The organism is Rhizobium sp. F40D2 (genome assembly GCF_051810745.2).
Taxonomy (GTDB): domain Bacteria; phylum Pseudomonadota; class Alphaproteobacteria; order Rhizobiales; family Rhizobiaceae; genus Rhizobium.
The window spans coordinates 1,370,421-1,382,823 of the sequence record NZ_CM131436.1 but is presented as its reverse complement, the minus strand read 5'-3'; the positions used below and the strand labels follow the sequence as shown (position 1 = coordinate 1,382,823).

The following is a 12,403-nucleotide window of genomic DNA, read 5'->3' as shown; positions in this document are numbered from 1 at the left end:
GCACATGCTGCCACAAGACCAACCAGCAATGAAAGGACATAGGATGAACTGGCTCTATCTTGGAATTGCCGTGATATTCGAGATCACGGTTGCAATTAGCGCAGGGAAAGCAAAGGGATTCACGAACTTTGCGTGGACTATCGTCACCCTCGTTAGCGGCGCTATCGCCACCTACTTCCTTAGTCTTGCACTTCTCACTTTCGATGTTGGCGTTGGGTACGCGATCTGGACCTCCGTTGCAGGTGTCGGGATCGTCGTCCTTGGCGCGCTGTTCTTTGGCCAACAACTGAACTGGAAGAAGGTCCTTGGGATCGCTGTCGTCATTGGCGGCGTCGTCGGCCTGCGTCTTAGCGGCGCGGCATAAAAAACCGCTGCCCTTATTTTCTCTCTCTGATCCGAAAGGAACCTGACATGACGACAACACATGAGAAGAAGGAAAACAGCGGGCGTGCATGGACGATGCTGATGTTCGCTGGCGCTTTTGAAATTGGCTACGCACTCAGTGTCGGAGGCAGCCACGCCTTTACGGTCCTGAACTGGTCGGTCGCTGCCTTGGTGTTTTTCCTGCTTACACTCTACTTCTTGAGCGTAGCCTTGCGGACGATTGATGTGGGGATCGGCTATGCTGTTTGGGCGGGTATCGGTTCTGTCGGAGCCGCCGCCTTCGGGAGCGTTCTTCTCGATCAGCCGCTGACGCTGATCCAGGCATTTTGGCTGGCGGTTATTATCGTCGGCGTCGTCTGGTTGAAGCTCGCCGACAGTGCCACGCTCCAGGGATAAGCGCGGTGATCGCTGATCGCTCGATCCGCTACACGCAACTCATGGAGGAGGCGGTCGCCTTGTCCGTGGATCATGTCCACGATGGCGGTATTCCATTCACGGCGCTTGTCGTCGATCAGAAGGGCGTTATTCTTGGACGCGGCGTCAACCGCGTTCGGGAGCAACACGATCCAACTGCCCATGCCGAGGTCGAGGCAATACGCGATGCTTGCCGCACTCACGGCACATCGCATCTGCACGGAACGACGCTGCTAGCGTCGGGAGAGCCGTGTGCGATGTGCTGGCACGAGCGCGGTCTATGCGGGCATTTCGCAGATATTCTTTGCCGCTGATCGCAACGAGGCAGCCGCGCATGGCTTCGACTATCGCGGCACGTATCAACTCTTTGCCGATGATCCGAAAACCTGGCGGTCGCCTGCCGTGAGCAAACTTGCCGTTTCGGAAGGCCTGCGCCCATTTCTGGCATTTCGATCGGGGCTGCGCGAGTCATAGCGGTGCGTCTCCCTTGAGTCAGTGCTTGTATGGACATACATATGGAGAAATTCCCGCCGGTTGCTCAAGAGGAGTCTGCATCAGTCATGTCAAAGAGAAGCGATTCATGGCTCAAGCTGATTCATGTGGTGGCCAATATCGAAGCCGATCTAGGCAAAGTTTTGCAAGAGCGGCACGGGCTTGGACTGTCGGACTACCGTGCGCTCGAGGTATTGTCGCGATCCCCGGATTCCGAGCTTCGGATGCAAGAGTTGGCCTTGCATCTGCAACTCAATCAAAGTTCAATTTCGCGAATGGTCGAGCGTTTGGAACGTGGCGGGCTGACCGTTCGCGATCTTTGCCCGGACGACAAGCGCGGAGTCTATACTGTCCTTACCGACAAAGGTCGTTTACGCCTCGAAAGCGCGCAGCCGGACTACGAAGCAGCCCTGACTGTTGCCCTCAAGGAACATGGTTGCGAGGGATTGCTGTCCAAAAAGCTGACCGACAGAAGGTGAGGACGGTCGAAAGCCCCGCGCTCGCGAGCGCATCCGAGGCGGCGAAGGGGGCTATCGGCAGGATCATCTGCGCGCGCTGGCGCAGCGCGTCGAGGTCGCGGACGACGCAATTCGCATCAAGGGATCGAAGACGGAACTGCTACGGACGCTTGTCGCTGCTACAGGCGGGAAATCGGCGGCGATTGGCGTGCCCGGAAGCGGGCTGAAATGGCGGACAGGGTGGGATTCGAACCCACGGTACGCTTTCACGTACACACGCGTTCCAGGCGTGCGCCTTAAACCACTCGGCCACCTGTCCTTCTTGGGCGTTCGCGCCTGGATAGGAGCAAATCGTCGGAACGGCGCGATATATACCGATGAATTTTTGTCGATCAACCGAAATCTAACAGTTTTTTGACTTCTTCCGATAAAACTCGCCTCCGCCCGTCCATTGTGCTTCACCCCATCGACGACTATGTATTTCTCAAGGTGGAGAATGGCGCGGCCGGCCGGGATTGTCCGGCATAACGAGCGTCGGAGGAATTGATGCGTTTCCTGTTGCGTCTGGCCAGCCTTGTCGCGCTTGCGGCGGCCGTTATTGCCGGGACCATTGATTCGATCCAGTCGGTTGCGGCGTCCTCGGTGGTGGTGACGCCGATCTCCGATGCCTGGCAGGATGTCAGCCCGGCAACCCTCACATCGCTGCAATCCTCCCTCTCCTATTATATCCACCCGCGTTTCTACGCCTTCATCTTCCAGTGGCTGATGCTGCAGCCGGCCTTTGCCGTTTTCCTGGTGATCGCGCTGCTTCTCTGGATGATCGGCTATAAGAAGCCGCAGGTGGCCGGTCGCTTCACCGCATAGGCAAGCCATCTTGCCGCCGCGGATCGGCCGGGACCCCGGTCGGGCGCCAATGTTTCCGTAGCCGCGGAATGGCCGGTGGATTGGCTGGAAATTTGGCATCCCGGCGGCGGAGATGTCTAAAAATCAGCCCCCGAGAACGGATTTTCGGCAATCCCTGCAAATCTTTACCAGCCGAAAAATTTCTGGTGAATTTTTCCGTGAGCCATGCAAGGATGCGCGCAGCCAGGCCTCCGGGGGGAGGTCGGTGGTTCCGCAGACATGTCCGGAAAGGACTTGCGGGAGGACCCCTAACGAATAGCAACAACAGGGCTGCACAATGAAAAAATCCCTTCTCACTCTCCTTGCCGTGGCTGCCATGTCGACGACGGCGCTGGCTGCCGATGTCAAGCCGGCGCTGGTTTACGGCACCGGCGGGAAGTTCGATAAGTCCTTCAATGAGGCGGCCTACAACGGTGCCGAGAAGTTCAAGGCCGAAACCGGCATCGCCTATCGCGACTTCGAGCCGACCGGCGACACCCAGGGTGAACAGGCCATCCGCAATTTCGCAAGCCGCGGTTTCAATCCGGTGGTTGCCGTTTCCTTCGCCTGGACCTCGGCCATCGAGAAGGTCGCAGCCGAATTCCCCGATACCAAGTTCATCATCGTCGACGCTGTCGTCGACAAGCCGAACGTCCGCTCGGTGGTCTACAAGGAAGAAGAGGGTTCCTACCTCGTCGGCGTTCTCGCCGGCATGGCGTCGAAGACCGGCAAGGTCGGCTTCGTCGGCGGCATGGACATTCCGCTGATCCGCAAGTTCGAATGCGGCTACGAGCAGGGCGCACGCGCCGCCAAGGCCGATGTCGAAGTTTTTCAGAACATGACCGGCACCACGGGTGCAGCCTGGAACGACCCGGTTCGCGGTGGCGAACTCACAAAGAACCAGATCGATCAGGGCGCTGATGTCATTTACGCGGCAGCCGGCGCTACCGGTCTCGGCGTTCTGCAGACGGCTGCCGACAACAAGAAGCTGTCGATCGGCGTCGATTCCAACCAGAACCATCTGCATCCGGGCTCCGTCCTGACCTCGATGGTCAAGCGCGTCGACCTCGCCGTCTACAACGCCTATACCGACACCAAGAACGACAAGTTCACCGGCGGCGTCCAGGCGCTCGGCGTCAAGGAAGATGGTGTTGGCGCCGCGATCGACGACAACAACAAGTCGCTGATCACGCCGGAAATGCAGGCGGCTGTCGACAAGGCCAAGGCCGATATCATCGCAGGCACGATCAAGGTTCACGACTATACCTCGGACAACGCTTGCCCGAAGTGATCCGCGCCCGGATGTGATCGACGATTGAGATCGGGCGTATGGCGGAGGGGATTTTCGCCATACGCCCTTTTCTTATTTGGAGCCTGCAGTGACAGATAAGCCCGCTATCGAGCTTGTCGGCATCGATAAGAAATTCGGTGCCGTCCATGCCAACAAGGACATCAACCTCACCGTTGCCAAGGGGACGATCCACGGCATCATCGGTGAAAACGGCGCCGGAAAATCGACGCTGATGTCGATCATCTACGGTTTTTACCATGCCGACAGCGGCGAAATCCGCGTCAATGGCAATCCCGTCACGATCCGCGACAGTCAGGCGGCGATCGCCACCGGCATTGGCATGGTGCACCAGCATTTCATGCTGGTCGATAATTTCACGGTGCTCGAGAATATCATGCTCGGCGCCGAAGGCGGCATGCTGCTGGCGAGAGGCGTCGCATCGGCCCGCGCCGAACTCAAGCGGCTGGAAACCGAATACGGCCTCGAGGTCGATCCGGACGCGCTGATCGAAGAGCTGCCGGTCGGCCTGCAGCAGCGCGTCGAAATCCTGAAAGCCATGTATCGCGGCGCCGAGATCCTGATCCTCGACGAGCCGACGGGTGTTCTGACGCCGGCCGAAGCCGACCACCTCTTCCGCATTCTCAAGGTGCTGCGCGACCAGGGAAAGACGATCATCCTCATCACCCATAAGCTGCGCGAGATCATGGCGATCACCGACACGGTCTCGGTCATGCGCCGCGGCGAGATGGTCGCGACCCGCAAGACGGCGGAAACGACGGTGGAAGAGCTTGCCGAGCTGATGGTCGGCCGCCGCGTGCTGCTGCGCGTGCAGAAGGGCAAGGCGAACCCGGGAGCGGCTGTCCTCTCCGTCCGCAACCTGACGGTCAAGGACAATCGCGGCGTCACCATGGTCGACAATGTCTCCTTCGACGTGCGCGCCGGCGAGATCGTCGGTATTGCCGGGGTTGCCGGCAACGGCCAGTCCGAATTGCTGGAGGCGATCGCCGGCATCCGCAAGCCCGCCTCCGGCGAAATCCTTCTCGACGGCCAGACGATCGACAAGGCCGATCCCGCCCGCCTGCGCGAACTCGGGCTCGCCCATATTCCCGAAGACCGCCACCACATGGGCCTGGTTTTGAAATTCGAGGAATATGAAAACTCCGTGCTCGGCTACCACCGGCGTCCGGGCTACAGCAAAGGTCCGCTGCTCGATCTCGAGGCGATCCGCAGGGATGCGATGGAGAAGATCGAAAAATACGACATCCGCCCGCCGAACCCGCGGCTGAAGACGGCGAATTTCTCAGGCGGGAATCAGCAGAAGATCGTCGTCGCCCGCGAAATCGAGCGCGACCCGAAGATGCTGATCATCGGCCAGCCGACCCGCGGCGTCGATATCGGCGCCATCGAATTCATCCACCGCCGGATCATCGAAATGCGCGACGCGGGCAAGGCGATCCTGCTCGTCTCCGTCGAACTCGATGAAATCCGCTCCCTTTCAGACCGTATCCTTGTCATGTTTGCCGGCCATGTGGTCGGCGAGAAGACGCCCGATGCCGGTGAACAGACCCTCGGCCTGATGATGGCCGGCATTGCCGCGTGAGGCCTTTATGAGCACTGCTTCCGTTCCGCTGCCAAACTGGATCAACTACGGCCTGATCCCGCTTCTGAACCTCGTCGTCGCATTCCTGATTTCCGGATTCGTCGTCTGGCTGATCGGCGAGAGCCCGCTCGCTGCGCTGTCGCTGCTGATCGAAGGCGCGTTCGGTAGCGGCGAAGGCATCGGCTTCACGCTCTACTATGCGACGAGCTTCATCTTCACCGGTCTTTCCGTAGCTGTCGCCATCCATGCCGGCCTGTTCAACATCGGCTCGGAGGGCCAGGCCTATGTCGGTGGGCTGGGTTGCGCGCTGGTGGCGCTCGCGCTCGACAATTACGTGCCGTGGTATGTGACGATGCCGATCGCCGTCGTCGGCGCCGGCCTCTTCGGTGCCGCCTGGGCCTTCATCCCCGCTTTCCTGCAGGCCAAGCGCGGCAGCCATATCGTCATCACGACGATCATGTTCAACTATATCGCCGCCGCTCTGATGGTCTATCTGCTGGTGCACGTGCTGATCGTGCCGGGCAAGATGGCGCCGGAAACCCGCACCTTCCTCGAAGGCGGGCAGCTTCCCAAGCTTGGCTGGGTCATGAGCATTTTCGGCAGCAAATTGGGTGCTGCGCCGTTCAACGTCTCCTTTATCATCGCCCTTCTTGCCGCCTGGTTTGTCTGGATTCTCATCTGGCGTACCAAGCTCGGCTTCGAGATGCGGACGCTGGGTGTGAGTTCGACGGCTGCCGAGTATGCCGGTATTCCCTATGCGCGGATTGTCATCATCGCCATGCTGCTTTCCGGCGCGCTTGCCGGCATGATGGCTTTGAACCCCGTCATGGGCTCTTCCGCCCGCCTGCAGGTGGAGTTCGTCGGCGGCGCCGGCTTCGTCGGCATCGCGGTGTCGCTGATGGGCCGCAACCATCCGCTCGGCATCATCTTCGCCGCGATCCTCTTCGGCATCCTTTATCAGGGCGGCGACTGGATCTCCTTCGAAATGCCGAACATCACCCGCGAGATGATTCTCGTCATCCAGGGTCTGGTGATCCTGTTCGCCGGCGCCCTGGAACATATGTTCCGGCCGGCTATGGTCCACCTCTATCAACAGTTCAAGCGAGCCTGAGGAGCGGACGATGGATTATTACGACATCTTCATCAGCGTTCTGAGCTCGACGATCCGCCTGTCGATTCCGCTGATTTTCACCGCCCTTGCCGGCCTGTTTTCGGAACGCGCCGGCATTTTCGACATCGGCCTTGAGGGAAAGATGCTGGGCTCGGCCTTTGCGGCCGCCTGTATTGCCTATCTCACCGGTTCGGCCTGGCTCGGGCTCGGTGCCGGCATCGTTTGCTCGGTGGCGCTCAGCCTGGTGCATGGCTTTGCCTCGATCACCAACCGGGGCAACCAGATCGTCTCGGGTGTGGCGATCAACTTCTTCATCGCCGGCATCACCATCGTGCTCGGCCAGGCCTGGTTCGGCCAGGGCGGGCGCACGCCGCAGCTGTCGGCGGAGGCCCGCTTCGCGCCGATCATCCTGCCCGGCGCCGATGCCGCCCGCGGCATACCGATCCTCGGCCCGCTCTATGCCAACGTCATATCGGGCAATAATATCCTGACTTACCTTGCCTTTCTTGCCGTGCCCTTCTCCTGGTGGGTGCTTTATCGCACGCGTTTCGGCCTGCGCCTGCGCGCTGTCGGCGAAAACCCGGGTGCGGTCGATACGGCCGGCATCTCGGTCGCCTGGCTGCGCTACCGCGCCGTCATGTGCGCCGGCATCCTCTGCGGCTTTGCCGGCACCTATCTGGCGATCGCCCAGTCCGCTGCTTTCATCAAGGACATGTCGGCCGGCAAGGGCTATATCGCGCTCGCCGCCCTCGTCTTCGCCAAGTGGAAGCCGGTGCCTGTCATGTTCGCCTGCCTGCTCTTCGGCTTCCTCGATGCGCTGGCGAATTTCATGCAGGGAAAGCAGGTGCCGCTGATCGGCGAGGTGCCGGTCCAGGTCTTCCAGGCGCTGCCCTATATCCTCACCTGCATCCTGCTTGCCGGCTTCATCGGCGTCGCGACACCGCCCAAGGCCGGCGGTGTGCCCTATACGAAGGAGCGTTGATATGTCTCACGACCTGTTCGAAGCCGCTCGCGGCGCCATGGCTTTTGCCCATGCGCCTTATTCGAAATTTCCGGTCGGTGCGGCGATCCGCGCCGAGGACGGCAAGGTTTATACCGGCGCCAACATCGAAAACCTGTCCTTTCCGCAAGGGTGGTGCGCCGAGCCGACGGCGATCAGCGCCATGATCATGGGCGGCGCCAAAAAGATCGTGGAAATGGCGGTCATCGCCGAAAAACTGCCGCTCTGCCCGCCCTGCGGCGGTTGCCGCCAGAAGATCTCGGAATTCGCCTCCAAGGACACGAAGATCTATCTCTGCGATGAGGCGGGCGTGCAGAAAACCATGACGATGGAAGAGCTCCTTCCCTTCAGCTTCGAGACCGAACTCGGATGAGGGCGACGGTCGATCTGCTCGTCGCATTGCTCGGCGCCATCAAGCCGCGCCACGGCATCGTGCTCGGCTCCGGCCTCGGCTCTCTCGTTGATCAGCTGGACGGCGCCGTGCGTATTCCCTATCGCGACCTACCGGGCTTTCCCGTCAGCGCCGTCTCCGGCCATGCGGGCGAGGTCGTCGCCGGCCGGCTCGGCGGCGTGCCCGTCGTCATGCTCTCCGGCCGCGTGCATTATTACGAGAAGGGCGATGCCAACGCCATGCGCCTGCCGATCGAGGTGCTGAAGGCGCTCGGCGTCGAGGCGCTGATCCTGACCAATTCGGCCGGATCGCTGCGCGACGACATGCCGCCGGGTTCGGTGATGCAGATCACCGATCACATCAACTATTCCGGCATTAACCCGCTGATCGGCGAGGAAAGCGATCATCGTTTCGTCGGCATGACCAATGCTTACGATGCCGGCCTCGCTGCGGCGATGCGGAAGGCAGCGGCAAAGCTCAAAATCGAGCTGGCGCAAGGTGTGTACATGTGGTTCTCCGGTCCAAGCTTCGAAACGCCGGCCGAAATCCGCATGGCGCGCATCCTTGGCGCCGATGCCGTCGGCATGTCGACGGTGCCGGAGGTGATCATCGCAAGAATGCTGGGCCTCAGGGTTGCCGCCGCCTCCGTTATCACCAACTATGGGGCAGGCATGACCGGCAATGAGCTCAGCCATGAAGAAACCAAGGATATGGCGCCCGTCGGCGGTACCCGCCTCGCCGCCATATTGAAAGAGATGATTGCGGCCAGAACCGGATGATTTTAGGCCGGGTCGGCCTAAAATCTGAATCCTGTTTTACATTAGATAGTGAGAGCATGCTGTCATGAGAAAAGCGCTCACACTTTTCGGCATCATGCTCTAGAGGAAGCGAAAATGAATAGCCATTCCAACCGGGAAACGGCGGCTGTTGCCCTTTCCCTACTCGATCTGACCAATCTGAAGGATGATTGCACCGAGGCGCAGATCGAGGCACTCTGCACCCGCGCGCAGACGCCCTATGGCAACAGCGCTGCCATCTGCATCTGGCCGCGCTTCGTCGCTTATGCCCGCAACATCCTCGGCACCGGCCATGCCGTGCGGATCGCGACCGTCGTCAATTTCCCCACCGGTGACATGGAAGTGGCCGACGTCGCCGCCGAAACTCGCGAGGCGATTGCCGATGGCGCCGATGAGATCGATCTGGTCATTCCCTACCGCAAGCTCATATCAGGCAATGAGAAGGCGCTGACCGATATGGTCAAGGCGGTGCGCGCCGAATGCGCCGGTCCCGTCCTGCTGAAAGTCATTATCGAGGCCGGCGAGTTGAAGGATGCTGCCTTGATCCGCCGCGCCTCTGAACTGGCCATCGAAGCCGGCGCCGATTTCATCAAGACCTCCACCGGCAAGGTCGCCGTCAACGCGACGCTCGAAGCCGCCGACATCATGATCCGCGCCATTCGCCAGAGTGGCCGCAAGGTCGGCTTCAAGCCGGCCGGCGGCATCGGCTCGGTCGCCGATGCGGCGCTTTATCTGAGCCTGGCCGAAACCATCATGGCGCCCGACTGGCCGATGCCGTCAACTTTTCGCTTCGGCGCTTCCGGTCTGCTCGACGATATCCTGGCGGTTCTGAGCGGGACACAATCTGCACCTGCTACGGCGTCGAGCTATTGAAATGATCCCGCAGGAGATCATTCGGCGCAAACGCGATGGCGACGAACTCGACCCCGCCGATATCCGGTCTTTCATCGCAGCCCTCGCTGCCGGCCAGCTATCGGAAGGCCAGATCGGCGCCTTCGCCATGGCCGTCTGGTTCAAGGGCATGTCGCGCGAGGAAATCGTTGCTCTGACGCTGGCGATGGCCGATTCCGGCGATCGGCTGCAATGGCCGGATATCGGCCGCCCGATCGCCGACAAACATTCGACCGGCGGAGTCGGCGACAATGTTTCGCTGATGCTGGCGCCGATTGCTGCCGCCTGCGGCCTGGCCGTTCCGATGATATCGGGGCGAGGCCTCGGTCATACCGGGGGCACGCTCGATAAGCTCGAATCCATTCCCGGCTATGGGATCACCCCGGATGCCGGCCTGTTCCACAAGGTCGTGAAGCGGGCGGGATGCGCCATTATCGGTCAGACCGGCGCCCTGGCGCCGGCCGATGGCAGGCTCTATGCCGTGCGCGATGTGACCGCTACGGTTGATTCCATTCCTCTCATCACCGCCTCCATCCTGTCGAAGAAACTTGCGGCCGGACTTGAGACCCTGGTGCTCGACGTCAAGGTCGGCAACGGCGCCTTCATGGCCGACCGCGCCCAGGCGGAGATCCTGGCGCAGTCGCTGGTCGAGGTTGCCAATGGCGCAGGCGTCAGAACCTCGGCGCTGATCACCGACATGAACCAGCCGCTCGCCGATGCCGCCGGCAATGCCGTAGAAATGCGTAATTGCCTGGCTTTCCTGGCGGGTGGGAAGGCGGACACGCGGCTTGAGGCCGTCGTTCTTGCCTTTGCCGCCGAGATGCTGGTGAAATCGGGTATTGCCGCGTCCTTTGAAGAAGGCGAGGGGATGGCGCGTCGGGCGCTGTCATCGGGAAAGGCTGCTGAGGTTTTCGCGCGCATGGTATCCATGCTTGGCGGCCCGGCCGATCTCATGGAAAACCCCGACAGGTATCTCGCCAGGGCGCCTGTGGAAAAGCCTGTCCTTGCCGCCCGGTCCGGCTGGCTTGCCGCATGCGACGCGCGCGGCATCGGCGTCAGCGTCATCGATCTTGGCGGCGGCAGACGCCATCCGGCCGACCGGATCGATCATCGCGTCGGCTTCTCCGAATTGCTGCCGCTTGGCACCCGCGTGAGCGCGGGTGAGCCGATCGCGCTGGTTCATGCCGCCGACGACGCAGCGGCGGAAAGGGCAGCGGCGGCACTTGCCGCGCATTACAACATCACCGAGGAAAAGCCGGAGTTGACGCCGGTGATTTCGACCCGGATCTGACGCGGTTATTGCTTGAGGCTCAGCGACCCGTCGGCGACGGAATAGGAGGCGAGCTTCTGCAGGAAGCTCATGCCGACCAGCGTCGTTGTCAGCGCATCGTCCTTGAGGATAAAGGCTTCGACATCCCGCACGCGAATGCCGCCGATTTCGACCCGATCGAGCATCACGTGTGCAGCCTTCGTCTGGCCGTTGGCCGTGTTGACGCCGTAGCGGAAATCGAGCTGGGTGGCGGTGTAGCCGAGCCGGCGGGCGAGCGTCTCGTTGAGTGCCACATAAGTCGCGCCGGTATCGATCAGGCCCTGCACCGGCTTGCCGTTGATCTTGAAGCTGCCGGTATAATGCCCCTGGGCATCCGCCTGCAGGCGGATTGCATTGCCGGCGGAGACCGGCGCGGGTGCTGCGGGCTTGTCGTTTTCGGTTGAGATGTAATTGGCGGAGAGAGCGTCGGCAGGCTGCTGGCTGGTGCTTCCGAAGAAGGAAGGCGCCTGTGTGGCCAGCACCGCGGCGATGCTGGCGAATATGACGGTACGCACGAGCATGAAACAGAAATCCTTCCTGTATAAACCCGGCTTCATGCAGGGCCTCATGCTTCAAACTTGCTAAGCTGCAAATCCTGATAAGTTGCTAATATCGACAATGAAAAGGCCCGGAGCGAGACGTCCGGGCCTTAAGTCTTTCGATTTGGTAAAGGAAGGCTGAAATTACTTGGTGCCGTACATGCGGTCGCCGGCATCGCCGAGGCCGGGCACGATATAGCCCTTCTCGTTGAGATGACTGTCGATCGAGGCGGTGAAAACAGGAACGTCGGGATGGGCGGCGCGGAAGTTCTGGATGCCTTCCGGGGCGGCGAGCAGGCAGAGGAAGCGGATATTGTGGGCGCCGCGTTCCTTGAGCTTGTCGATTGCGGCGATCGAGGAATTGCCGGTTGCCAGCATCGGGTCGACGACGATGATCAGGCGCTCGGCCACGTCCTCCGGCGCCTTGAAGTAATATTCGACCGGCTGCAGCGTCTCGTGATCGCGGTAGACGCCGATATGCGAGACGCGGGCGGAGGGCACGAGATCGAGCATACCCTCGAGCAGCCCGTTACCGGCACGCAGGATCGAGGCGAAGACCAGCTTCTTGCCTTCGAGAATTGGCGATTCCATCGTCTGCAGTGGCGTCTCGATCGTTTCCATCGTCAGTTCGAGATCGCGGGTCACTTCGTAACAGAGCAGTGTGGAGATTTCGCGCAGCAATCGCCGGAAACTTCCCGTCGATGTCTCCTTGCGCCGCATGATGGTGAGCTTGTGCTGTACAAGCGGATGATCGATGACCGTGACGCCGTCCATGGGGAAGCCTTTCATTCTTTCTATCGAATGTTTCTTTCACGGAAATCGGCCCGACCGCAAGAGTGGCGGC

At 60.9% G+C, this 12,403-nt stretch carries 15 protein-coding genes and 1 tRNA gene; 13 read left to right on the top strand and 3 right to left on the bottom strand.

The features are described 5' to 3' along the window. Positions 1–43 precede the first annotated feature (43 nt). From ACS4RS_RS06775 to ACS4RS_RS06760, 4 genes are all read left to right on the top strand, one after another. Entirely contained in the window at positions 44–364 is a 321-nt protein-coding gene (locus tag ACS4RS_RS06775; RefSeq protein WP_439011594.1) for an SMR family transporter, read from the top strand. Positions 365–411: 47 nt separating this feature from the next. Beyond that, complete coding sequence (locus tag ACS4RS_RS06770; protein ID WP_439011595.1) at positions 412–780, top strand: SMR family transporter; 369 nt, start codon at positions 412–414, stop codon at positions 778–780. Positions 781–785: 5 nt separating this feature from the next. Further along, the gene (locus tag ACS4RS_RS06765; protein WP_449313922.1) at positions 786–1,112 is read left to right on the top strand and encodes a nucleoside deaminase; all 327 of its coding nucleotides are present in this window, start codon (positions 786–788) and stop codon (positions 1,110–1,112) included. Between the two features lie 201 nt (positions 1,113–1,313). Further along, positions 1,314–1,769 (top strand): MarR family transcriptional regulator, encoded by a 456-nt coding sequence (locus tag ACS4RS_RS06760; protein WP_439011597.1) that lies wholly within the window; start codon positions 1,314–1,316, stop codon positions 1,767–1,769. 208 nt (positions 1,770–1,977) lie between these two features. Here the strand turns inward: ACS4RS_RS06760 and ACS4RS_RS06755 are convergent. Then, a tRNA-Ser gene (locus tag ACS4RS_RS06755) sits at positions 1,978–2,067 on the bottom strand. A 227-nt stretch (positions 2,068–2,294) separates the two neighbouring features. Here ACS4RS_RS06755 and ACS4RS_RS06750 point away from each other — a divergent pair. The 9 genes from ACS4RS_RS06750 (at position 2,295) to deoA (ending at position 11,002) form a co-directional block, all read left to right on the top strand. Beyond that, entirely contained in the window at positions 2,295–2,612 is a 318-nt protein-coding gene (locus ACS4RS_RS06750; RefSeq protein ID WP_439011598.1) for a hypothetical protein, read from the top strand. 316 nt (positions 2,613–2,928) lie between these two features. After that, positions 2,929–3,921, top strand: a complete 993-nt coding sequence (locus tag ACS4RS_RS06745) for a BMP family ABC transporter substrate-binding protein (protein WP_439011599.1) — start codon at positions 2,929–2,931, stop codon at positions 3,919–3,921. Between the two features lie 88 nt (positions 3,922–4,009). Then, the gene (locus tag ACS4RS_RS06740) at positions 4,010–5,521 is read left to right on the top strand and encodes an ATP-binding cassette domain-containing protein (protein WP_439011600.1); all 1,512 of its coding nucleotides are present in this window, start codon (positions 4,010–4,012) and stop codon (positions 5,519–5,521) included. Between the two features lie 7 nt (positions 5,522–5,528). After that, entirely contained in the window at positions 5,529–6,632 is a 1,104-nt protein-coding gene (locus ACS4RS_RS06735; RefSeq protein WP_439011601.1) for an ABC transporter permease subunit, read from the top strand. Between the two features lie 10 nt (positions 6,633–6,642). Beyond that, the gene (locus tag ACS4RS_RS06730) at positions 6,643–7,614 is read left to right on the top strand and encodes an ABC transporter permease (RefSeq protein WP_003589241.1); all 972 of its coding nucleotides are present in this window, start codon (positions 6,643–6,645) and stop codon (positions 7,612–7,614) included. Position 7,615: 1 nt separating this feature from the next. Then, complete coding sequence (locus ACS4RS_RS06725) at positions 7,616–8,005, top strand: cytidine deaminase (RefSeq protein WP_003589240.1); 390 nt, start codon at positions 7,616–7,618, stop codon at positions 8,003–8,005. Further along, positions 8,002–8,802 (top strand): purine-nucleoside phosphorylase, encoded by an 801-nt coding sequence (locus tag ACS4RS_RS06720; protein ID WP_439011602.1) that lies wholly within the window; start codon positions 8,002–8,004, stop codon positions 8,800–8,802. The genes ACS4RS_RS06725 and ACS4RS_RS06720 overlap by 4 nt, the downstream gene beginning before the upstream one ends. Before the next feature lie 114 nt (positions 8,803–8,916). Then, on the top strand, positions 8,917–9,693 hold the full coding sequence (gene deoC, locus ACS4RS_RS06715; RefSeq protein WP_439011603.1) for a deoxyribose-phosphate aldolase: 777 nt from the start codon (positions 8,917–8,919) through the stop codon (positions 9,691–9,693). Position 9,694: 1 nt separating this feature from the next. Beyond that, a complete protein-coding gene (gene deoA, locus ACS4RS_RS06710; RefSeq protein WP_439011604.1) occupies positions 9,695–11,002 on the top strand; it encodes a thymidine phosphorylase in 1,308 nt (435 codons plus the stop codon). 5 nt (positions 11,003–11,007) lie between these two features. Here the strand turns inward: deoA and ACS4RS_RS06705 are convergent, their stop codons facing one another. Both ACS4RS_RS06705 and upp read right to left on the bottom strand, forming a co-directional pair. Further along, positions 11,008–11,577: a TIGR02281 family clan AA aspartic protease gene (locus ACS4RS_RS06705; protein WP_439011605.1), complete on the bottom strand. Its 570-nt coding sequence runs from the start codon at positions 11,575–11,577 to the stop codon at positions 11,008–11,010. A 126-nt stretch (positions 11,578–11,703) separates the two neighbouring features. Beyond that, positions 11,704–12,333, bottom strand: coding sequence for a uracil phosphoribosyltransferase (gene upp, locus ACS4RS_RS06700; protein ID WP_012559569.1), 630 nt, complete (start codon positions 12,331–12,333; stop codon positions 11,704–11,706). Positions 12,334–12,403: the final 70 nt, after the last annotated feature.

Coding starts and splice junctions, on each gene's coding strand:
- ACS4RS_RS06725 (WP_003589240.1), top strand. CDS start 7,616: ATGTCTCACGACCTGTTCGAAGCCGCTCGCGGCGCCATGGCTTTTGCC.
- upp (WP_012559569.1), bottom strand. CDS start 12,333: ATGGACGGCGTCACGGTCATCGATCATCCGCTTGTACAGCACAAGCTC.
- ACS4RS_RS06720 (WP_439011602.1), top strand. CDS start 8,002: ATGAGGGCGACGGTCGATCTGCTCGTCGCATTGCTCGGCGCCATCAAG.
- ACS4RS_RS06760 (WP_439011597.1), top strand. CDS start 1,314: ATGGAGAAATTCCCGCCGGTTGCTCAAGAGGAGTCTGCATCAGTCATG.
- ACS4RS_RS06705 (WP_439011605.1), bottom strand. CDS start 11,577: ATGAAGCCGGGTTTATACAGGAAGGATTTCTGTTTCATGCTCGTGCGT.
- ACS4RS_RS06730 (WP_003589241.1), top strand. CDS start 6,643: ATGGATTATTACGACATCTTCATCAGCGTTCTGAGCTCGACGATCCGC.
- deoC (WP_439011603.1), top strand. CDS start 8,917: ATGAATAGCCATTCCAACCGGGAAACGGCGGCTGTTGCCCTTTCCCTA.
- ACS4RS_RS06750 (WP_439011598.1), top strand. CDS start 2,295: ATGCGTTTCCTGTTGCGTCTGGCCAGCCTTGTCGCGCTTGCGGCGGCC.
- ACS4RS_RS06770 (WP_439011595.1), top strand. CDS start 412: ATGACGACAACACATGAGAAGAAGGAAAACAGCGGGCGTGCATGGACG.
- deoA (WP_439011604.1), top strand. CDS start 9,695: ATGATCCCGCAGGAGATCATTCGGCGCAAACGCGATGGCGACGAACTC.
- ACS4RS_RS06775 (WP_439011594.1), top strand. CDS start 44: ATGAACTGGCTCTATCTTGGAATTGCCGTGATATTCGAGATCACGGTT.
- ACS4RS_RS06745 (WP_439011599.1), top strand. CDS start 2,929: ATGAAAAAATCCCTTCTCACTCTCCTTGCCGTGGCTGCCATGTCGACG.
- ACS4RS_RS06735 (WP_439011601.1), top strand. CDS start 5,529: ATGAGCACTGCTTCCGTTCCGCTGCCAAACTGGATCAACTACGGCCTG.